16 protein-coding genes and 1 pseudogene are annotated in these 20,749 nt (G+C 57.5%); all 17 read left to right on the top strand.

All coding sequences use genetic code 11. The features are described 5' to 3' along the window. Positions 1-833: 833 nt before the first annotated feature. A complete protein-coding gene (locus tag E8F11_RS05610) occupies positions 834-1,610 on the top strand; it encodes a hypothetical protein (protein ID WP_280287813.1) in 777 nt (258 codons plus the stop codon). Between the two features lie 110 nt (positions 1,611-1,720). After that, positions 1,721-2,896, top strand: a complete 1,176-nt coding sequence (locus tag E8F11_RS05605; RefSeq protein WP_280287811.1) for an outer membrane beta-barrel protein — start codon at positions 1,721-1,723, stop codon at positions 2,894-2,896. Positions 2,897-2,969: 73 nt separating this feature from the next. Further along, the gene (locus E8F11_RS05600) at positions 2,970-3,509 is read left to right on the top strand and encodes a polysaccharide biosynthesis/export family protein (protein WP_280287810.1); all 540 of its coding nucleotides are present in this window, start codon (positions 2,970-2,972) and stop codon (positions 3,507-3,509) included. Positions 3,510-3,608: 99 nt separating this feature from the next. After that, positions 3,609-5,849, top strand: a complete 2,241-nt coding sequence (locus tag E8F11_RS05595; protein ID WP_280287809.1) for a polysaccharide biosynthesis tyrosine autokinase — start codon at positions 3,609-3,611, stop codon at positions 5,847-5,849. Positions 5,850-6,344: 495 nt separating this feature from the next. Beyond that, positions 6,345-7,070, top strand: a complete 726-nt coding sequence (locus E8F11_RS05590; RefSeq protein ID WP_280287808.1) for a CpsB/CapC family capsule biosynthesis tyrosine phosphatase — start codon at positions 6,345-6,347, stop codon at positions 7,068-7,070. Then, positions 7,067-7,837, top strand: a complete 771-nt coding sequence (locus tag E8F11_RS05585) for a hypothetical protein (RefSeq protein ID WP_280287807.1) — start codon at positions 7,067-7,069, stop codon at positions 7,835-7,837. The genes E8F11_RS05590 and E8F11_RS05585 overlap by 4 nt, the downstream gene beginning before the upstream one ends. Positions 7,838-7,986: 149 nt before the next feature. Continuing rightward, complete coding sequence (locus E8F11_RS05580; protein WP_280287805.1) at positions 7,987-9,378, top strand: undecaprenyl-phosphate glucose phosphotransferase; 1,392 nt, start codon at positions 7,987-7,989, stop codon at positions 9,376-9,378. 122 nt (positions 9,379-9,500) lie between these two features. Then, positions 9,501-10,607, top strand: a pseudogene (wecB, locus tag E8F11_RS05575) (UDP-N-acetylglucosamine 2-epimerase (non-hydrolyzing)); the annotation flags it as partial. Between the two features lie 108 nt (positions 10,608-10,715). Further along, positions 10,716-11,984 carry a UDP-N-acetyl-D-mannosamine dehydrogenase gene (gene wecC, locus E8F11_RS05570; protein WP_280287816.1) on the top strand — a complete coding sequence of 423 codons (1,269 nt, stop codon included), beginning with the start codon at positions 10,716-10,718 and terminating at the stop codon, positions 11,982-11,984. Between the two features lie 186 nt (positions 11,985-12,170). Next, on the top strand, positions 12,171-13,043 hold the full coding sequence (rfbA, locus tag E8F11_RS05565) for a glucose-1-phosphate thymidylyltransferase RfbA (protein ID WP_280287815.1): 873 nt from the start codon (positions 12,171-12,173) through the stop codon (positions 13,041-13,043). Continuing rightward, positions 13,040-14,149, top strand: coding sequence for a DegT/DnrJ/EryC1/StrS family aminotransferase (locus E8F11_RS05560; protein WP_280287803.1), 1,110 nt, complete (start codon positions 13,040-13,042; stop codon positions 14,147-14,149). Before rfbA ends, E8F11_RS05560 begins: the two co-directional genes overlap by 4 nt. 67 nt (positions 14,150-14,216) lie before the next feature. After that, complete coding sequence (locus E8F11_RS05555; RefSeq protein WP_280287802.1) at positions 14,217-15,191, top strand: hypothetical protein; 975 nt, start codon at positions 14,217-14,219, stop codon at positions 15,189-15,191. Continuing rightward, a complete protein-coding gene (locus tag E8F11_RS05550; protein WP_280287801.1) occupies positions 15,184-15,711 on the top strand; it encodes a GNAT family protein in 528 nt (175 codons plus the stop codon). The genes E8F11_RS05555 and E8F11_RS05550 overlap by 8 nt, the downstream gene beginning before the upstream one ends. A gap of 57 nt (positions 15,712-15,768) precedes the next feature. Continuing rightward, complete coding sequence (locus E8F11_RS05545) at positions 15,769-16,482, top strand: WbqC family protein (protein ID WP_280287799.1); 714 nt, start codon at positions 15,769-15,771, stop codon at positions 16,480-16,482. Positions 16,483-16,572: 90 nt separating this feature from the next. Next, entirely contained in the window at positions 16,573-18,096 is a 1,524-nt protein-coding gene (locus E8F11_RS05540) for an oligosaccharide flippase family protein (protein ID WP_280287797.1), read from the top strand. Positions 18,097-18,393: 297 nt separating this feature from the next. After that, positions 18,394-19,482 carry a glycosyltransferase gene (locus E8F11_RS05535; protein WP_280287795.1) on the top strand — a complete coding sequence of 363 codons (1,089 nt, stop codon included), beginning with the start codon at positions 18,394-18,396 and terminating at the stop codon, positions 19,480-19,482. 59 nt (positions 19,483-19,541) lie between these two features. After that, a complete protein-coding gene (locus tag E8F11_RS05530) occupies positions 19,542-20,648 on the top strand; it encodes a glycosyltransferase family 4 protein (protein ID WP_280287792.1) in 1,107 nt (368 codons plus the stop codon). The last annotated feature ends 101 nt before the right edge of the window (positions 20,649-20,749 follow it).

Here is a 20,749-nt window from a genome sequence, read left to right as displayed (position 1 = left end):
CGCGCGGCGCACCCTACCGGGCGGCTCCGTTGCTCGGCTTTAGGCCAGCAACGGATTCAAATCATGACTTCCGCACTCGCCTCCACCGTAGGGTGTGCTGTGCGCACCGCTTTTGAGGTCAAGCCGGGAGTGAGGTCCAACCGCTGGTGCGCGCGGCGCACCCTACCGGGCGGCTCCGTTGCTCGGCTTTAGGCCAGTAACGGATTCAAATCATGACGCCCGCACTCGTCTCCACCCTACCGGTCCGGCTCCGTCGCTCCAGGCAAACGTGTTGAGCCGGGCGGCATTTTGACGCCGAGTTTCGGGAAGGCGCCCTCGGTGGCCTCTGCTGTGAAGTCGCATGCCGTGGCTTTGACTGCGGGTCACACGCTTGCCGTCGCGGTGCCAAGCCCTTGATGTGACGCCTGATCCTGGCATTTCGCGCAATGCATTGGCATGCCCAGGGGGGCAGAGAGCGCTGTGATGAGCTGGCCATAGAGCAATAGCCTTAAAAGCAGAGTGGAATCCGACTAGCGGCTTTTGAGGTGATACAGGCAGCAGTCCGCCCGACCGCCCTCCAACTATCCTTCCAATCGTCACGGTGCGCCTGGCTTTGTTCGGCGCGCGTGCCGTCAGGCATTGCTTTTGAGAAATTTCCATCCAGCACCACCGTTGTCAGATGAAGGCCGAAAATCTGGGGCGGTAGCGTGTCCGTAGACTCAGGTTGATGAGCATGGCTCGCGGCAGGTCGCAAGGGACCGCGAGAAGCGTGGAGTGGTCGCACACGGCAGCCGCCCGAGACTCGAAGCAGAAGAGGGCCGGATCCCATGCAGTATCCAACGAGGACGTACGATATGCGTAAGGCCCTTTCCGGATTTGCCCTGGTTGCTGCGCTGGTCTCCGGCCAGAGTTTCGCCGACCCAGGCACCCTGGCCGCTTTGAAGTCCGCGGGCGTCGCCTTGACCGAAGCTCAGGCCCAAAGTGTGGCTGATGCAGAAGGTGATGCACTGGCCGACGCCATCGCCAGCCTCGTCACGGCCAATCCTGGCGCCGCTGCGACCATCGTCGGTGCCGCCGTGACCGCTTCTCCGGCCCAGGCTGCTGCCATCGTTTCCGCTGCCGTGACCGCCGCTCCGGACCAGGCCGCTGCCATTGTTGCGGCAGCCGTGTCCGTTGCTCCGAACCGAGCCACCGCTATCGTTGCCGCCGCCGTCTCTGCTGCCCCGGACCACGCTGCTGCCATTGTTTTCGCCGCCGTGTCCGCTCTTCCGGAGCAGGCCGCCGCCATAGTTGCCGCCGCCGTCGCTGCCGCCCCGGACCACGCTTCCGCCATCGTTGCGGCTGCCATAGCCGCAGCTCCGGACCAGGCCGTCGCCATCACCGCAGCTGCGACCAGTGCGGCCCCGGATCAAGCCGACGCGATCAGCGATGCAGCTCAGGATGCCGTCGCCGACAACGCGATCGTATCTACCTCGAACACCGTGGCGGGGCCCAGTCCTCGCAGCTCGGGCAGTTCGGGTAGCTCGGGCAGCTCTGGTGGCTCTGGTGGCGCGGGGAGCGAGGCCAACACCGCTGCCAATAGCAGCGCTCCAAGCGGCAGCGGTGGTGGCGGCTCCGCCAGCCCGAACTGAGACAGGGTGCTTCTGCTGAAACAGCGTCAGCTGCTACTTTATGCTTCGGCAACGTTTTGCTATTTCCGCCAGCAAAACCACAGGAAAGGATTACTGGGGTCTTTATGCGCATGAAGTTGAAAGCTAGCTCCCTGGCTGCCGCCGTATCAGCTGCCCTATGTGCCGATGCCTGGGCGGTCGACCCGCAATACATCAAGCTGTCCGAAAGCCTGACCTTCACTCCGGAGCTGAAGGTGGGTGAGCGGTACGACGATAACTTCCGGGCTGTCGAGGAGAATGAAGAGTCCTCCTGGATCACTGAAATCACTCCGACCTTCGTGCTGGGTGCCGAAGGCCGCAAGAGCGCTTACGCGCTGAAATACTCGGCCAACACTGACATTTTTCATTCGAGCCACAAGGACGACAACACGGACCACCACCTGACCGCCGATGGTGCGCTCAAGTTCGATGCGCGCAATCTGTTGAAGTTGACGGCTGGCTACCATCAGGTCGAGGACACCGCTGCTGATGACCAGAACCTCACGGATGGCCAGAGTGTGGAGAACGACAAGTACACCATCGCCAATGTCGGTGGGGTGTATACCTACGGCGCCCAGAGCGCCCGCGCTCAGATCGATCTCGGTGCTGACTACGAGGAGTTGCGCTACCAGAACAGCGACCATGTCAACGCCGAGAACGAGCGCGACACGACCGCACTGAGGACCACGTTCTACTACCGTGTCGCGCCCAAGACCCGTGCCCTGGTCGAGGCCCGCCACACCAACTTCGATTACGTCAGCAATGACCGCCTCAACAGCGACAACGTCGCCCTGCTCGGCGGTCTGACCTGGGACGCGACCGCCAAGACCAGCGGTACCGTCAAGATCGGTGGCGAGAAGAAGCGCTTCGACGACTCCAGTGTCGACGACGCCAGCGGTTCGATGTGGGAGGTGGGGGTCGAATGGAAGCCGCGCACCTACTCCACGTTCAACCTGACGACCCGTCGCGGGATCGACGAAGGTGACGATGGTGCCTCCTCCATCGAGACCCAGAGCACGACCTTGAGTTGGGGACACGAGTGGCTCGAGCGACTGCGCTCCGATGTCAGCTACTCGTACGCCGACGAGGAGTACCAGGACATCGATCGCGACGACAAGATCAAGACCGTCAACCTGGGCCTGACCTACGAAATGCGACGCTGGCTGGATGTGGGCGTCGGTTACACATACGCCGAAGACGATTCCAGTGCCATCGGCGAAAGCTACGAACGCAACATCTACTCGATCAGCGTCACCGCCAGCCTCTGACTTTGCGTCCGCAAGAAGCATAGGGGGGGCCTCGGCCCCCTTTTATGACTTCGGACTCTTCAGGAGCAAGCCTATGATCATTCGAATTCTTTCCAGACTGATCCTCGGCCTGCTGCTGATCAACGTCGGTGTCGCCCAAGCGGAAGGTAACTCCCAGTACAAGCTCGCGTCTGGCGATGTCATCCGCATCAATGTGTTTGGCGAAAAGGATCTCACCTTCGAAAAGCTCCGCCTGACCGATGCGGGTACCTTCTCCTACCCCTTCATTGGTGAGGTCCAGGCCAAAGGCAAAACCGCTGCCGAGATCGAGCAGATCATCATCGGCAAGCTCAAGGGCGACTACCTGGTCGATCCGCGTGTATCGGTCAGCGTCCTGCAATACCGTGAATTCTTCATCAGTGGCGAAGTGAAAATCCCTGGCGGCTACCCCTTCCAGCCAGGGCTGACCCTGCGGCGTGCCGTCGCTCTCGCCGGCGGCCTCACCGAACGTGCCTCGGACAAGCGCATCACCATCATCCGTGACAGCGATGCCAGCCGCACTCCCGAGCCGGCCACGCTCGACACGTTGGTCTTGCCTGGCGACACCATCACGATCGACCAGGGCTTCTTCTAAAACGCGAGCCATCGTCCCGGCAAACCAGGGAATGGGGCCGCATCACGCGGCTAGCCCCCTGGCGCCTGAGCGCCCTTAACTTTTCAGGGTGTCCGACACATGGATAGTCATACGCATATTATCGAGCGCAGTCTGCTCGGCCAGCGTCAGGAGGAGGTCGGCAACGAGATCGACCTGCTCAAGATGTGGCGCACCGTCTGGCACCGAAAGTGGAGCATTCTGACCCTGGTGGTGGTGGTCGCCATGGTCGCAATTCTTGCCGCGTTCTCCATCACACCTATCTACCGCGCGGCCGCCACCCTGCTAATCGAAGAAAAGGCTGCCAAGGTCGTTTCCATCGAGAAGGTCTACGGCCTCGAGGGAGCGGGTAGCGAATACCTGAACACCCAGTTCGAACTGCTCAAGTCGCGTGCCCTGGCCGAGCGTGTGGTGCGTCAGCTGAATCTGACCACCCACCCCGAATTCGATCCGCGGCAGCAGTCCGCACCGTTGGTCGACATTCGCGGCCTGCTGGCTCACCTGGATTTCAACAAGGTCGTGCCCGTGACCCTGCCCGGCGACCTGGAAGAAGAGGGCGACCCCACCGAAGCGCAGATCTTCGACCTGGTGACCAAGGCTTTCATGGAGCGCGTCAGCGTCGAGCCGCAGGGCAAGAGCCAGCTGGTCAAGGTACAGGTGGACATGGCGGATCCGCGCATGGCGGCCCTGGCCGCCAATGCCATGGCCAAGGGTTTTATCGAAAGCCAGCTGGAGGCGACCATGGAAATGTCCATGACCGCTACCACCTGGATGAACAATCGCCTGGGCGAATTGCGTACCAAGCTGAAGGACACGGAAGACCGCCTGCAGGCCTTCCGCGAAGCGGAGAATCTGGTAGACGTGAAGGGCGTGGCCACCATCAGCGCCGCCGAACTGACCCTTACCGGTGACCGCATGATCGATGCGCGCCGCCAGCGTGCCGAGGCCGAAAGCCAGTACCGCCAGGTGCAGGCCATGCGCAGCAGTGGTTGGGAGCGCATGGCGAGTGTCCCGGCTGTCCTGGGCCACCCATTGATTCAGCAGTTCAAGGCCGACGAGGCCAAGGCCAGGGCCAAGGTCGAAGAACTGTCGCGCCGCTACGGTGCACGCCACCCGTCCATGGAGGCCGCTCGCTCCGAACTGAGCGCCGCCTCCGCCAGCCTGCGCGGCCAGGTCGAACAGGTGGTGGCCGGGATCGAGCGCAACTACCAACTGGCCGTCGCCAACGAGGGCTCCCTCCAGACTTCGTTCAACATCAACAGAACGCAGATCCAGAACATTTCACGCAAGGAGTTCAAGTTGCGTGAGCTGCAGCGCGAGGTTGATGCCAACCGCACGCTCTACGACACTTTCCTGACCCGCCTGAAGGAAACGGCCGCCACGTCCGACCTGCAAAACGCCAATGCTCGTGTTGTGGATCAGGCTGCAGTGCCCACCTCCCCGGTCAAGCCGGAGAAAAAGCTGATTGTCGGCATCGCAACCGCGTTTGCCTTGTTCGTTGGTGTTGCGCTGACCCTGCTGCTGGACACCCTGAACAACACCGTCAAGAGCACGGAACAACTGGAGTTCCACCTGAACATTCCGGTGCTGGGTATCCTGCCGCTGATGAAGAGCAAGGAACGCGGCCTGCTCGCCCGCATGTTTTCCACGGACACGGAAAAGAGCTTCTCCGAGGCGATCCGGACCATTCGCACGGGTGTGGTGCTCTCCGGAGTCGACTATCCGCATAAGGTCATGGTTGTCACCTCGTCAATTCCCGGCGAGGGCAAGAGCACCGTTTCATCCAACCTCGCCTTCGCCCTGGGACAGGTGGAAAGGGTGCTGCTGATCGATGCCGACTTGCGTCGCCCGAGCCTGGCCAGGAGTTTCGAGTTCCCGGTGGGTACCCCGGGCCTGGCCAACCTGATTGCCGGCACCGCCTCGCTGGGCGATTGCATCAAGCGGGTGGATGGTATCGACATGATTGGCGCCGGCGCTGTGCCGCCCAACCCTCTGGAGCTGCTCTCTTCGCCGCGCTTCGCCAAGACCTTCGAAGTGCTCAAGGGCCAGTACGATCGCATCATCATCGACTCGCCACCGATCCAGGCGGTCAGCGATGCGGTGCTATTGGCCACTTTCGCCAATTCAGTGATCTACGTGGTCAAGTCCGCCTCCACCGCCATTCCGTCGGTAGAGAAGGGGATTGGCCAACTGCTGCAAAACAATGTCCAGGTGAACGGCATTGTCCTCAACCAGGTGGATATCAGGAAAGCCAAGCGATACGGCTACATCTACGGCGGTTACTACGACTACTACGGTTACAGCACGATCAAGCAGGTGTGAACACCGCGAACGGGTGGCACCTGCGAAAGCTCGGGTCGAGCGAGTTGTGGACTTCACATGTCCGCCGAGACCTGAGTGCTTCAGGGGCAAGCTTGCTTGCGATGGGATGATCTCGGAGCCTTTTCGCGAGCAAGAACCACACGCCCCCTCTGCTCCAAACAGATCGGCAGTTCAATGCATGACCTGATCGGCGCATAGCCAGCAAGGCTCTGATTCGCGTTGAGCGCATAGCCGACCGACGTGCCCAAACCCAGGAATTTCCAGCAGGAGCTTGAGCTCCCAGGTATTGCTTTGCCCGCAAAAAGCCCACCAGGGCGGCCCTCTGCAGGTTTGACAGCTCGTAGGATGGGTGGAGCGGAGCGATACCCATGCGGACAGGACTGATGGGTATCGCTTCGCTCGCGGAGCGCCGCCCGACCCATCCTACGGGGGGCCATGCGGCAGTTGGTAGCCGGCTCCAAGATGCGAATTCGAAGAAAGGTTTCGACAGCCGCCATGATTGATCTGCACAACCATTTGCTCCCTGGCATAGACGACGGGTCTCCCGACCTCGAGGCTTCGCTTGCACTGGCGCGCGTGGCCGTGCAGGACGGTATCACTCACCTGGTCTGCACGCCGCATATCCACCCGGGCCGTTACGACAACACGCCTGTCAGCATCCAGGGTGCGCGGGCTTCTTTCGCGGCGGCGCTGAAGGAGCAGGGCATTCCTCTGCGAGTGGCTGCCGCCGCGGAAGTGCGCTTCGGCATGGAACTGATGGCCGGCGTGAGTCAGGGAACCATTCCTTTCCTGGGCCAATGGCAGGGCCAGAAGGTCCTGCTGCTCGAGTTCCCCCATGGCGAAATACCTTTCTGCGCCGAGCGTCTGATCAGTTGGCTGCTGGAACGCAAGATCCTGCCGATGATCGCCCACCCCGAGCGCAACAAGGACATCATGCGCACGCCGTCCAGGCTCAAGCCCTTGCTTGAGTTGGGCTGCCTGCTGCAAGTCACGGCTGCCTCCGTGGCCGGTCGCTTCGGTCCAGCGGCCGAGGCCATCGCTCGCGCCCTGCTGGAGCAGGGCGTGGTCACCATACTTGCCAGCGATGCCCACAACCTTCAGCACCGCCCGCCCTTGCTCAGTGAGGGCGTGCAGCATGCCGCGCGCATCGTTGGCGACGACAAGGCCGAGTCTCTGGTCCTGCATACGCCTTGGGAAATCGCGCAGAGCCATTTCGCATGAACGCCAGCCAATCGCTCGACCGGCCAGGCAGCCGGAAGCGTCAGCGCTCGCATGCGGATTCAAGAAGTGAGAGCGAGATCATGCACCACTTGCCGCCCCTGGTGCTGGTGTTGTCCTTCGTGCTGCTGGTCGCGGGCGCTCACATGCTGCTGGCCGGCATTGCCAGCTTCCAGGCCGAAGCCTTCATCAGTTCGTGGGACAAGCGCGGTCAAGAGCCCAGCGCTGTCGCTTGGGAAGTTGCCCACAACGCGGCACAGCGCGCCATCAGACTCTACCCGGTCGCCGATGGCGACCGGTTGGACCGCCTCGGGCGAATCCACAGCTGGAAGCAATTCCGTCAGCCCTATGCTGACCCTGCTGCGCAGCGCTCTCGCCGTGCAGCCCTCGACGCCTACCGCGCCGCAACAGTCGCGCGGCCGACCTGGCCTTACACCTGGGCTCGCCTGGCTCACAGCAAGCTGTACCTGCAGGAATTCGATGACGAGTTCGAGCAGGCCATGGTCCAGGCATTCCAACTCGGCCCATGGCGAATCGGGGTGAACCGCGAGCTGGCCGAGATTGGTTTCAGCGCCTGGCCGCAATTGAATGAGGTCCAGCGTCAGATAACCCTCGAGTCCGCCAGGCGCAGCGTGGCCTTCGGCAATGCAGAGGCTCGGCATCTGCTCGAAATCGCCCAGCGAACCGGCAGGGTCCGGGTGCTGTGCGAAAGCCTGAGTCATGAACTCAGGAACACGCGACAGCTCGCGCAGTGCGTGAGAACTCAGTAGTAGCGGTACCACAGGAGACAGGCGCAAGGAGGCCATGATCCACGCTTTGCCATTTGCAGGTATTCGTCGTGTCACAGTCCGAAGCAACCGCTCCAGCCAGCAATGGAGCCTCGACCAGGGGCGCTCCCGAAGTTCAAACGGGACGTCGCTTGACCTTTTTGGCCGGTCGCCTGAACTTCCTCGGCCGCGGCCTGACCTTCTGGGGCCAATGGCTGGTGGCCGTCAGTTCGATGATCACGCTGCTCTGCGTGTTGGCGCTGATAGAGACCGGCGAGATCGGGCTGCACTATCGCATGCTGGCGCTGATCGTCCTGTTCGGTTCAGTGCCCGTCTACTCCTTGATGCGGGTCTACCACAAGAAGCATGGGTACCTGGTTGGCCTTTGCCGTTTGCTCGCCGGCTGGCTGATTCTGCTGGGCGGCCTCACGGTGGCTGTGGTCGTGACCAAGACCGGTGAACACTTCTCCCATGAAGTGGCCCTCGCCTGGGGGATGTTCGGCTTTGCCCTGCAGGCAGGCACCTACTTGCCGCTGCATACCTTCGCCAGGCGGTACGACCGGAAGCACCAGGCCGAGCGCACCGCGCTGATCATAGGCACCGGCGAGCAGGCCTGGAACCTGGCGGACAAGCTCGTGGAAAACAAGTACGGCCCTGTGGTCGGTCTGGTCGCCGCGGGTGAGGAGCAACTGCCGGACAGCAGCCGCTACCCGGTAATCGGCGACCTCTCGAACCTGCGTGATCTGATCGTCACCCATCACATCAGTCGCCTGTACATTGCGCTGCCGCTGACCGCAGCCAAAAAGATCGAAGAGCTGTATTTCGAGCTGCTCGACGCCAATACCGACGTGGTCTGGCTGCCTGACCTGCACAGCATCATGCCGCTCAACCACTCGGTCGGCGACATCGAAGGCATGCCGGCCATTCACCTGAACAAATGCCCGCTCTCGGCCTATCCCAGCGCGGCCCTGAGCAAGGCGCTGATGGACCGCGCCGTGGCGCTGCTGGCACTTATCGCCATCAGCCCCGTGCTGCTGGCCACGGTCATTGCCGTGAAGTGTTCATCGCCCGGACCGGTCCTGTTCAAACAGGATCGCCATGGCTGGAACGGCACCATCATCAAGGTCTGGAAGTTCCGCTCCATGCGCCTGCACGACGACCCCCGGGTCACCCAGGCGCGGCGCGACGACCCGCGGATCACTCGCGTGGGGCGCTTTATCCGCCGTACCTCCATCGATGAGCTGCCGCAGCTGTTCAACGTGCTGCTGGGGCAAATGTCCCTGGTCGGCCCGCGTCCCCATGCTGTGGCGCACAACGACTACTACACGGGCAAGATCGCCGCCTATATGGCCCGCCACCGGATCAAGCCCGGCATGACCGGCCTGGCGCAGATCAATGGCTGCCGGGGCGAAACCCAAACCATCGACAAGATGCAGAAGCGCGTGGAACTGGACCTCGCCTATATCAACAACTGGTCGCTGTGGCTGGACATCAAGATCCTGTTCCAGACGCCTTTCGCGCTGTTCTCCAGGGACATCTATTAAGCGCGCCTCGCCCTGCTGCAACCAGACAACTGCCGTTACAGGCGCGGGCTTGCCCGCGACCCGATGTGGGCGGGCCAAAGGCTCGCCGAAGTCCCGATAAAGCAAACTTGAAGGACCACAGCATGAAAACCCTCTGCGTCTTCGGCACTCGCCCCGAGGCCATCAAGATGGCCCCCCTCGTTCTCGCCCTGGCCGCAGACGAGCGCTTCGAGATCAAGGTTTGCGTCACCGGTCAGCACCGCGAAATGCTTGACCAGGTACTCGACCTGTTTGGTATCAGGCCCGACTTCGACCTGAACATCATGAAGCCCGGGCAGGACCTCACCGACGTCACCAGCAACATCCTGCAAGGGATGAAAGGCGTCTTCGGCGAGTTCAAGCCAGACGTGGTACTCGTACACGGAGACACCACTACAACCTTCGTGGCCAGTCTCGCGGCCTATTACCAGCAAATCCCGGTGGCGCACGTGGAAGCCGGGCTGCGCACCGGCAACCTCCTTTCACCCTGGCCCGAAGAGGGCAACCGCAAGCTCACTGCCGTACTTGCCGATAGGCACTTCGCGCCAACGGAGGCCTCGCAGGCCAACCTGATCGCGGAAGGAATCGGCAGGGAAAAGATCTTCGTTACCGGCAATACCGTGATCGACGCTTTGCTCGATGTGGTGGCGCGCCTCGACAAGGACCAGGAGCGGCGTGAAAGAGCTGCCGCGGTGAGCGCATTTCTTGACTCCCACCGTAAGCTGATCCTCGTCACGGGCCACCGGCGGGAAAGTTTCGGCGAAGGTTTCGAGCGCATCTGCCAGGCACTGATGGAGATCGCGCAACTGCATCCGGATGTGGATATCGTCTACCCGGTGCACCTCAATCCCAATGTGCTTGAGCCGGTCCATCGTCTGCTCTCCGGTATCGACAATATCCACCTCATCGCACCGCTGGACTATCTGCCCTTCGTCTACCTGATGAGCCGTGCGCATATCATCCTCACCGACTCCGGCGGTATCCAGGAAGAGGCCCCCTCGCTTGGCAAGCCGGTCCTGGTGATGCGGGATACCACGGAGCGGCCGGAGGCAGTACACGCCGGTACGGTCAAACTGGTGGGTACTGAAACCGCCAGTATCGTTCGTGAACTGAACTGCCTGCTGCTTGATCACGAAGCCTACAAAGCCATGAGCCATGCCCACAATCCATATGGGGATGGGAAGGCCTGTCAGCGCATCCGTGAAGCCCTGTACGACGTCCCCTGCGTTCGCAATGGCCGCTCCGGCGGGAGCGAGCCTGCACATGAAAAGCAGGCGCAAGCCGTCAATCATTCATCTAGTCATGTCAACGTACATGACATGTCATTCCAGACCATCTCCGTCATCGGCCTGGGTTACATCGGGCTGCCCACCGCGGCGGTGTTCGCCTCACGCAAGAGGCACGTGATCGGCGTCGACGTCAACCGGAGAGCCGTCGACACCATCAACCGAGGCGAAATCACCATCATCGAGCCCGACCTGGAGATGGTGGTGCATGCGGTAGTCACCGAAGGTTTCCTGCGTGCCACCACAATCCCCGAGCCTGCCGATGCTTTCCTGATTGCCGTGCCGACGCCCTTCAAGGGCGACCATGAGCCCGACCTCAGCTATATCGAAGCCGCCAGCAAGTCCATTGCCCCGGTACTGAAGAAAGGTGATCTGGTTGTCCTCGAGTCCACTTCCCCGGTTGGCGCTACCGAGCAGATGGCGGCCTGGCTGGCCGAAGCCCGCCCTGATCTGACCTTCCCGCAGACCCATGGCGAAGACTCCGATATCCGCGTGGCCTACTGTCCAGAACGCGTACTGCCGGGCCACGTGCTGCGTGAGCTGGTTCAGAACGACCGTGTCATCGGTGGGATGACTGCCAAATGTTCAGCTGCCGCAGCCAGCCTGTATGAGCTCTTCGTCGAGGGCGAGTGCGTCATTACCAACTTCCGTACAGCTGAAATGTGCAAGCTGACCGAGAACAGCTTCCGTGACCTCAATATCGCCTTCGCCAACGAGTTGTCGATGATCTGCGACAGGCTCGATATCAATGTATGGGAACTGATCCGCCTGGCTAACCGCCATCCGCGCGTCAACATCCTGCAGCCGGGCCCTGGCGTGGGCGGGCACTGCATTGCCGTCGATCCCTGGTTCATCGTCAGCAAGACACCCGAAGAGGCACGGCTGATCCGCACCGCCCGCGAAGTGAACGACAGCAAGCCGCAGTGGGTGGTCGATAAGGTCAGGCTGGCCGTTGCCGAATTTCTGCAAGCCAACCCGGAAAAATCGGCGAGCGACGTGACCATCGCCTGCTTGGGCCTTGCCTTCAAGCCGAATATCGACGACCTGCGCGAGAGCCCGGCTGTTGCGATCACTCAGCAGATCGTCGCGACCCATCCCGGCAGGGTGCTGGCAGTAGAGCCGAACATATGGGCGCTGCCGGCCAAGCTGGCCGGCAAGCTGCGCCTGACCGGCATCGGGGCGGCACTGGAAAAAGCGGATGTGGTCGTGTTGCTGGTCGATCACAAGGAGTTCAAGGCAATCCCCGCGACCATCCTCGAGAGATGCAAGACCGTCGATACACGCGGAGTCTGGACGGCATGAAAGTCCACGTCCTTGCGCACTGGGTCGGCCGTAGGGTGCGCCACGCGCACCGGATTCGAAATTGGCTACGGCGCCGCACCAAGCCACCGGTGCGCACGGCGCACCCTACCAACCCGTGCTAACCGGACGATCTGAAACGCCCCCAAACCGAGCGCCTCGGCGCCTTCGCATAAGGACTGGAACATGATGAAAGGCATTATCCTGGCCGGCGGTTCCGGGACCCGGCTGTACCCGATCACCCGGGGCGTGTCCAAGCAGCTGCTGCCGATCTATGACAAGCCGATGGTCTATTACCCGCTGTCGGCACTGATGCTGGCGGGGATTCGCGACATCCTGCTGATCAGCACTCCAGACGACATGGCGGGGTTTCAGCGGTTGCTCGGTGACGGCAGCGAGTTCGGTATCAATCTGAGCTATGCCGTGCAGCCCAGCCCCGATGGCCTGGCGCAAGCCTTCCTCATTGGCGAAGAATTCATCGGCACCGACTCGGTGTGCCTGGTGCTCGGCGACAACATTTTCTATGGCCAGGGCTTCCGGCTCATGTTGTGCGAGGCTGCCCGGCGTGAGAAGGGCGCCACCGTGTTCGGCTACCAGGTGAAGGACCCGGAGCGCTTTGGTGTGGTCGAGTTCGATGACCTGAAGCGTGCAGTCTCAATCGAGGAAAAGCCGCTCAAGCCCAAGTCCCAGTTCGCCGTCACCGGTCTGTACTTCTACGACAACAGCGTGGTGGAGATCGCCAGGCAGGTGAGGCCGTCCGCCCGGGGCGAGCTGGAAATCACCAGCATCAACCAGGTGTATCTGGAGCGCGGCGACCTCTATGTCGAACTGCTCGGCCGCGGCTTCGCCTGGCTGGACACCGGTACCCATGAAAGCCTGCAGGAAGCCGGTGTGTTCGTCGAAACCGTCGAGAAACGCCAAGGCTTCAAGATCGCTTGCCTGGAAGAAATCGCCTTCAGCAATGGCTGGCTGAATGCCAATGACCTGTACCGGGTCGGCCAGTCCCTGAGCAAGAACAGTTATGGCCAGTATCTGCTGTCCCTGGTGAGGGAGGTTGTATGAACGACAAACCGATCTACGTCACCCAACCGTATCTGCCGCCGCTGGATGAGTTCCTCCCCTATCTGCAGCACATCTGGGAAAACAAGATCCTCACCAATGGCGGGCCGATGCACAAGGAACTGGAAGCTGCTCTTTCCAACTACCTCGGTGTCGAGCACATCGCGCTCTTCAACAATGGCACCATTGCCCTGCTGACGGCGTTGCAGGCACTGCGCGTGGCGGGCGAGGTCATCACCACGCCTTACTCTTTCGTCGCGACCGCCCACTCGCTGCTGTGGAATGGCATCAAGCCGGTGTTCGTGGACATCGATCCACATACGCTCAATCTCGACCCGGCCAAGATCGAAGCCGCCATTACTCCGCAGACCACCGCCATCATGCCGGTGCATTGCTATGGCAATCCCTGTGATGTCGAAGCCATCCAGAAAATCGCCGACAACTACAACCTGCGGGTGATCTACGACGCAGCTCATACCTTTGGTGTGGAGGATGAAGGCGGCAGCATTCTCCGCCACGGCGACCTCAGCGTGCTGAGCTTCCATGCCACCAAGGTGTTCAACACCTTCGAAGGCGGCGCCATCATCTGCCCGGATGCCAAGACCAAGCAGCGCATCAACAATCTGAAGAACTTCGGCTTTGTCGATGAAGTCACAGTGGTCGCCTCGGGCATCAACGGAAAGATGAGCGAGATCAACGCGGCCTTCGGTTTGCTGCAACTCCAGCATATCGACCGCGCAATCGCCCGCCGCAAGGAGGTCGACCAGGCCTATCGCGAACAGCTGAAAGATGTCAAAGGCATCCGCGTCGTCGAGAGGGCCGGGCAAAAGGTCGCCAATTACTCCTACTTCCCGATCCTGGTCGAGGGGGATTACCCGCTGAGTCGCGACGAGCTTTACCAGAAGCTCAAAGAGAACAACGTATTTGGCCGTCGCTACTTTTATCCGCTGATAAGCGAGTTCCCGATGTACCGGGGGCTGGTCTCGGCGCAGCGCAACAACCTGCCGGTAGCGCACGCGATATCTGAAAAGGTGATCTGTCTGCCGATGTATCCGGCGCTGCAGGAAGCATCGATCGCTACCGTCGGGGCGCTCATAAGAAACACCTGATAGAGCGCGTGATGGCGTTCGGTTGCTTTGGGATCTGCAGGCTGATCATTAACCAGGGTGAGACATCATGAATGAAGCTGTTGGCGGTTATTTTGAGCTTGAATTGCCGTCAGGATTCCCAGGTCTTTATCCAGAGGCACTCCGCTTTCAATCCGCACGCGCTAGCTTCTACGCATTGCTCTGCACCGGTCGCCCACGCAAGGTCTGGATGCCGAGTTACATATGCGATTCCATGCTTGGGCCCTTGAGCAAGGCCGGTATCGAGGTTTCTTTTTATTCCATAAATGAAGATTTCTCGATCAAGGATGAAATCAACCTTCATCCTGATGAGTGGATCCTGTATGTAAATTATTTCGGTGTCTGTGCGAGCCAGCAGCGTGAGGTCCTAAGAAAATTCAACGCCGAGCAGGTCGTATTCGATCATTCGCAGGCTTTTTTTGCGCCGCCACTGGATTGTTTGGCCACTATTTATTCGCCGCGTAAATTTTTCGGTGTACCGGATGGTGGACTGCTGATTACGAAACTTCCTGTTCGTGAACCGGATGAGATAGATGATGGGTCTATCCAGCGTTCGCTTCATCTCCTGAAACGGCTGGGTGGACCACCGGAATCCGGCTATGCCGATTACCAGGCAGCAGAAAGGACACTCGAAGACTGCCAATACAGAAAAATGTCAGTGCTGACGGAGAGGCTTCTATCGAGCATCGATTATGAGTCTGCAAGATTGAAGCGAAACGAAAATTTCCGGTTTCTTCATAAGGAGTTTGGAGTTCACAACAGGTTGAAGCTGGACGTCGAGGCTATTGATGCACCGCTATGCTACCCATTCTTTAAAAACCTGATGAACCTCAGGGAGAGTCTGATTAGAGAAAGGGTGTTTACCCCGACCTACTGGGCAAGATGCCTTCCTCGTTTGAATGCGGATTCTCTTGAATACGAACTAGTCAATAATTTGTTTCCTATACCATGTGACCAGCGCTACAGCAAAGAAAACTACGGGTCAGCGATAAATATAATTGGTAGGAGTATTGATGATGAGTGAATTTTATCTGAGGGAGCTGTCGCGGGATGACATAAAAGTCATAAACAAGTGGAGAAATGACAGAGGGATCATTAGTTCGCTTGGAGCGCCCTTCAGGTATATTTCTGAGGAGGTTGATTCTGCCTGGATGGAGTCTTATCTGGCCAGCAGAAGTAATTGCGTAAGGCTTGCGATTTGCGAGAGGGCAAGTAACAAGATTGTTGGTGCCGTCTATCTTCTGTCTATAGATTGGGTGGTGAGAGACTGTGAGTTTGCCATCTGGATTGGGGAACGGGATTTCCAGGGCAGGGGAGTAGGGTCCTTCGCTACCTATAAAGCCCTTGAGCATGCCTTCCTGGACTTGAACTTGAATCGAGTCTATCTGGCTGTGATCGAGAATAACGATAGAGCCATTGCTGTTTATAAAAAGAGTGGGTTTACAGTTGAAGGGGTGCAGAGGCAGGCGGTATTCAAGGAAGGTGTTTATTTGGACGTGGTTCAAATGTCGATTTTGGCGAGCGAGTTCAAGGTCTTGGAGTAGCGCCATAAAGCGCCTATGGGGTCTCTTCGAGATGTGCCTTGGTCAAGAGGTGCGGTGATGTCTAAGACAATTGCAATGATGCAGCCCTATCTGTTCCCGTACCTTGGGTATTTTCAGTTGATAGCGGCCTCGGACCTGTTTGTGCTGGGGGATGATTTGCAGTATGTCAAGGAAGGCTGGATAAACCGTAACCGGATTCTTGTCGGCGGCGAGCCAAAATTCATAACATTTCCCCTCAAGAAAGATTGCCATACGCTGAACATAAATCAGCGCCATATGTGCGATAACATTCAGGATGAATTGTCCAGGATTATCAGGACAATCTCACTAAGCTATTCGCGTGCGCCATTCGCCAAGGCTGTACTCCCCTGGTTGGAGCAGGTGTTGCGCTACCCGCAAAGCAATTTGGCCAGATATGCTGAAAATGCCATCCGTGAAACCTGTGCTTACTTGCATATCACTACACCGGTAATCCGTGCCTCTGACTTGACGCTGCCACCGCCGATCGATCATCAGGATCGAGTCATCCAGACCATGAAGTTGTTAGGAGGAAAGACCTACGTAAATCCGATTGGTGGGCGAAGTTTGTATTGCTTTGATTATTTCATGAGCCATGGCATGCAGTTGCGCTTTCATCGTATCGACACGATTGAATATAAACAATTGAAACAGCCCTTTGTGGCCAATCTGTCGATCATCGATGTGCTGATGCTCAATAGTGTCGAGCAAATTCGCCAGATGTTGAGCAGATTTTCATTGCTGGAAAATTGAAGATACCTGCAGTTTGGGTGTGGAGTCTGAGTTTGAAAGTTTAGTTTGACGGGCTTTCGAATAATGGCGGTGAATCCATGATATTCCACGGTGAAACATAAATTGTCTCTAAATCACAATATCCTGGCGAATTACGCGAGCCAGATTTATGTCACCGCCGTGGGCATCCTGATCCTGCCCCTGTATATCAAATATATGGGGGCAGAAGCCTACGGCTTGGTGGGCTTCTTCACCATGCTTCAAGCCTGGTTTGCCTTGCTGGATCTCGGCCTGACCCCAACCATTGGCCGCGAAACCGCTCGCTACCATGGCGGGGCCATGTCCGCGCAGGCCTATCGGCAGCTGTTCCGCGCCCTCAGCCTGATATTTGCGGGCATTGCCGTGATCGGTGGCGGAGGTTTGTGGTTGCTATCCGAGGCGATTGCAACCCGCTGGCTCAATGCCACGGAGTTGCCTGTGGATGAAGTAGTGCTGGCGGTGCAGATCATGGCCATCAGCGTTGCCTTGCGCTGGATGGGCGGTTTATACCGTGGCGTGATCACTGGCACCGAACGCCTGGTCTGGCTCAGTGGCTTCAACGCTTTGGTTGCCACGCTGCGCTTTATCGGTGTTTTTGCCAGCATGTGGCTGTTCGGCTTCACGCCGTTTGTGTTCTTCATTCATCAGCTGGCCGTTGCGCTGGTGGAAATACTGGGCCTGTTTTTGATGAGCCAGCGTCTGCTGCCGGCGCGTAGCGGCGTGGATCGGTCGGTCGGCTGGTCGTTGCGTCCCGTAAAGCCCCTGCTGAAATTCGCGCTGACCATCGCTTTTACCTCATCGCTCTGGGTGCTGGTCACGCAAATCGACAAGTTGGTGCTCTCCGGTGTTCTGCCACTCGCGGAATACGGCTACTTCACTCTCGCTGTCCTGGTCGCCAGCGGCATCATGGTTGTCAGCGGCCCGATAAGCAATGCCATCATGCCGCGTATGGCCAGGCTACATGCCGAGGGCAAGCACGACGAGATGATCAAGGTCTATCGTGATGCAACCCAACTGGTCAGCATTCTCTGTGGCTCCGCGGCTATTACCCTGGTTACCTGCGCCGAACCACTTTTGTTCGCCTGGACAGGAGATGCGCAACTTGCGGCCAAAGCCGCACCTATCATGCGCCTGTACGCCATTGGTAATGGACTTCTGGCTATCTCTGCCTTTCCGTACTACCTGCAATACGCCATGGGGAATCTGCGCTACCACTTGATCGGTAGTGCAGGTATGGGCGCTGTACTGATCCCTAGCATCACATTAGCCGCCGTGAACTACGGAGGCATTGGAGCTGGCTACGCCTGGCTTGCAAATAACGCTATTTCCCTACTGATCTGGGTTGCGTACGTTCATCACAAATTCGAGCCCGGCCTGCACATCTCCTGGATCGTCAACGATGTTGCCCGGATCATTCTATTAGCAATGGCTCTGCCATTGGCTTTACTCAGTTTGAGCATCCCGCCGGAAACCAGGATCCAAAGTCTGATACTGGTCATGGGGATTGCCGCCACCGCAACAGCGGTCTCCCTGCTGCTCTCGAGCACCGGAAAACGTTGGATAACTCGACATATCGCGGCTATCTCGGGATCTTGACCACGTCCGGGGAAGTCCTGAATCAGCCGCCCCCCCCTGGAAGGGGGCAGTACCAACCTTCGCGCTTGGCGTATGACCTCTGCGCCTGGCTCACCGCGAAACTCCGACTTCATCTTGCTAATCGGAGTACGTCCTAAGGACGTGGATTCCCAAATTCGAATGAACTTTCGCCCTGGCGCTTGGCCGGGTATAGCGCGAAGCGTATGTCCTGCGTCGTTTCGGTACTGCACCAGAGGGCAATTTGCCAAATGACTTGGCGCCCTTGGGCAACCAATTGATTACGCCAAGGAGGCTGTCATGAAAGAATTCAATTTGAATGATTTCAGAAATATAAAGATCCCATCAGAAGCCGAGATAATGTCAACGTGGCAAGGACGTGTTGAAAACCCTGTCGTCAGCATTATTTGCTTGGCATACAACCAGGAGAGATACATTGAAGATGCAATTCGTGGCTTTTTGATTCAAAGAACGGACTTTCCATTTGAGATTGTTTTGAACGATGACGCATCGACCGATTCAACTGCAGAAATAATCAGGAAATATGCGAAACAATTTCCGAAAATTGTAAAGCCAATGATTCAGAAGGAGAACCAATATTCAATATCGCCATACGGTTTGCTTTCCAAGGTGGTGCGGGAATCCAAAGGAGACTTCATAGCGATTTGTGAAGGTGACGATTTCTGGATAGCCAGCGATAAGTTGCAGCGCCAAGCGAATGCGATGCGAAACAATCCTAAAGTGCGGATCTGTTTCCATAGATACTTTCAAGGCAGTACGGATGGTGGCGAAGAGAGATTCTTCGAAACGCAGAAGAGCAGATTTCTATACCCGAATCAACAATCGATCTTATCTACGAAGATTATCATTCTTGGCGATGGTGATTACATGCACACCGCCTCCATAATGATGACCAAAAACGCCATGCTTAACTTTCCTGACTGGCTCGGTGACTGTCCTTTGGGTGATTATTTCATCCAGGTTATTGGCTCGGCTGACGGTGGCGCATTGTATGTCCCTGAGCTTATGAGCTTCTATCGAATGAATGCAGTGGGGTCATGGAGCACTCGAAAGATAACGCCAGAAACCCAGCACAGTTTTATCTGCAAAATGCACCATTCTCTAGGAAGGTTGAATAATGAGCTGGAAGGAGATTACGAAACTGAAATCTCTATAATGCTTGACAAGCTAAAGCATTGCTATCTGAGTGAGATAAGTAACGTTCTGTTTTTGAAGAGTTCGTCTGATAGCCCAATTAAGAAATTCATGCCGAGATTGGCGGATTTTTTTACCCGGTACATTCCGATCCTCTCGAGGATCAAGATGAAGTATACGAAGCTCAAAAGATATCTGATCATCAAGCATTCGATTCTAATACTACGGCAATAATCCTTACGTCGCGTCAGTCTCTGCAAGGTTTCTACAAAGTATGCGCGTGGAGAATCCAATTGAAAAAGAAGTTCCTTTTCCTTGGGCAGCTCCCACCACCAACGCATGGCGCATCAGTGATGAATGTGAAAGCGCATAATGCGATTCTGGAGGCCTACCCCGCCACTCTGTCTATAAATCTATCCAATGCCAACGATCTGAAGGATGTAGGGGAGGTGTCGTTTAACAAACTGGTTAAAATCTTTTTTCTCCTCTGCAGAATTATTCGTGTTCTCTTGGTTAATCGACCAACTGCTTGCTATTTTGCACTATGCCCCAGTGGTGTCGCATTTTATCGAGACGCTATCATTGTCGCGATCTTGAAAGTCTTTCGAGTAAAGAGAATTTTCCATCTGCATGGTCGCGGTATTGATGTTGACAAGTCAAAGATAAAGAGGGCCATCTATAAATTTGCTTTTTCTGGGGCGGATGTAATTCATTTGTCTTCCTTGTTTTGGGGTGAAGTGGCTGGGCTTGTAGAACGAAAGCGATTCTGGGTTGTGCCTAATTGTGCGGATGACCTCGTTGATTGCATGGGAGCGAGAATCGATAAGCGGCCTATTAATTTTTTTTACTTCTCCAATTTCATCAGAGGGAAGGGGGCGCTCTACCTCTTGCAGGCGGCCAAGGTATTGTATGAGCAAAAAATAAACTGCCGAATTTCTTTGGCTGGAAATTGGCCTGATCTGGCATTGAAAGAGGAAGTGGAGCAGTGGAAGACTGATAATCCCGAACTGATTGAAAATGGTTTTGTCAGTTTTTCCGGTGCGCTATACGACCAAAGTAAGATCGACTTTATTGCGCAGGGCGATGTTCTGGTTTTTCCGTCATATATTGACACGTTCCCATTGGTGGTTGTTGAGGCGCTTTCTGCAGGGAAGGCTGTAATTGCATCGTCGACTGGAGCAGTTCCTGAAATACTTTCGGGAGGCGAATGCGGGCTTCTATTTCCTGAGCATGATGTTGCTGGACTCGTTAAATGCATATCAACCTTGGCAACTGATAAGGACCTGGTTGGAAAGCTAGGAGATGTAGGGCGTCGCCGCTATGTGGATATGTACCAGGAAAGTGCTTTTAGACGATCGCTGTTGACGACAATAGGAACAATTTCACCGGGGCTTTCCTAGCAACGCCCTGAAGTGGTGCCCAAGGGCATTAAAATCTCTGGTCACTTTATACCTCCGACACATTCGGAGAAGATCTTTTACTGCTCCGAATAGCTTAATAA

The sequence above is a fragment of the Pseudomonas sp. BN417 genome (assembly GCF_029871205.1).
Lineage (GTDB): Bacteria > Pseudomonadota > Gammaproteobacteria > Pseudomonadales > Pseudomonadaceae > Metapseudomonas.
Note: the sequence above shows the minus strand (reverse complement) of the source record. Positions and strands in the feature narration are given on the sequence as shown.

Coding starts and splice junctions, on each gene's coding strand:
- E8F11_RS05590 (WP_280287808.1), top strand. CDS start 6,345: ATGATTGATCTGCACAACCATTTGCTCCCTGGCATAGACGACGGGTCT.
- E8F11_RS05600 (WP_280287810.1), top strand. CDS start 2,970: ATGATCATTCGAATTCTTTCCAGACTGATCCTCGGCCTGCTGCTGATC.
- E8F11_RS05610 (WP_280287813.1), top strand. CDS start 834: ATGCGTAAGGCCCTTTCCGGATTTGCCCTGGTTGCTGCGCTGGTCTCC.
- E8F11_RS05535 (WP_280287795.1), top strand. CDS start 18,394: ATGAAAGAATTCAATTTGAATGATTTCAGAAATATAAAGATCCCATCA.
- rfbA (WP_280287815.1), top strand. CDS start 12,171: ATGAAAGGCATTATCCTGGCCGGCGGTTCCGGGACCCGGCTGTACCCG.
- E8F11_RS05555 (WP_280287802.1), top strand. CDS start 14,217: ATGAATGAAGCTGTTGGCGGTTATTTTGAGCTTGAATTGCCGTCAGGA.
- E8F11_RS05550 (WP_280287801.1), top strand. CDS start 15,184: ATGAGTGAATTTTATCTGAGGGAGCTGTCGCGGGATGACATAAAAGTC.
- E8F11_RS05595 (WP_280287809.1), top strand. CDS start 3,609: ATGGATAGTCATACGCATATTATCGAGCGCAGTCTGCTCGGCCAGCGT.
- E8F11_RS05545 (WP_280287799.1), top strand. CDS start 15,769: ATGTCTAAGACAATTGCAATGATGCAGCCCTATCTGTTCCCGTACCTT.
- E8F11_RS05605 (WP_280287811.1), top strand. CDS start 1,721: ATGAAGTTGAAAGCTAGCTCCCTGGCTGCCGCCGTATCAGCTGCCCTA.
- wecC (WP_280287816.1), top strand. CDS start 10,716: ATGTCATTCCAGACCATCTCCGTCATCGGCCTGGGTTACATCGGGCTG.
- E8F11_RS05560 (WP_280287803.1), top strand. CDS start 13,040: ATGAACGACAAACCGATCTACGTCACCCAACCGTATCTGCCGCCGCTG.
- E8F11_RS05585 (WP_280287807.1), top strand. CDS start 7,067: ATGAACGCCAGCCAATCGCTCGACCGGCCAGGCAGCCGGAAGCGTCAG.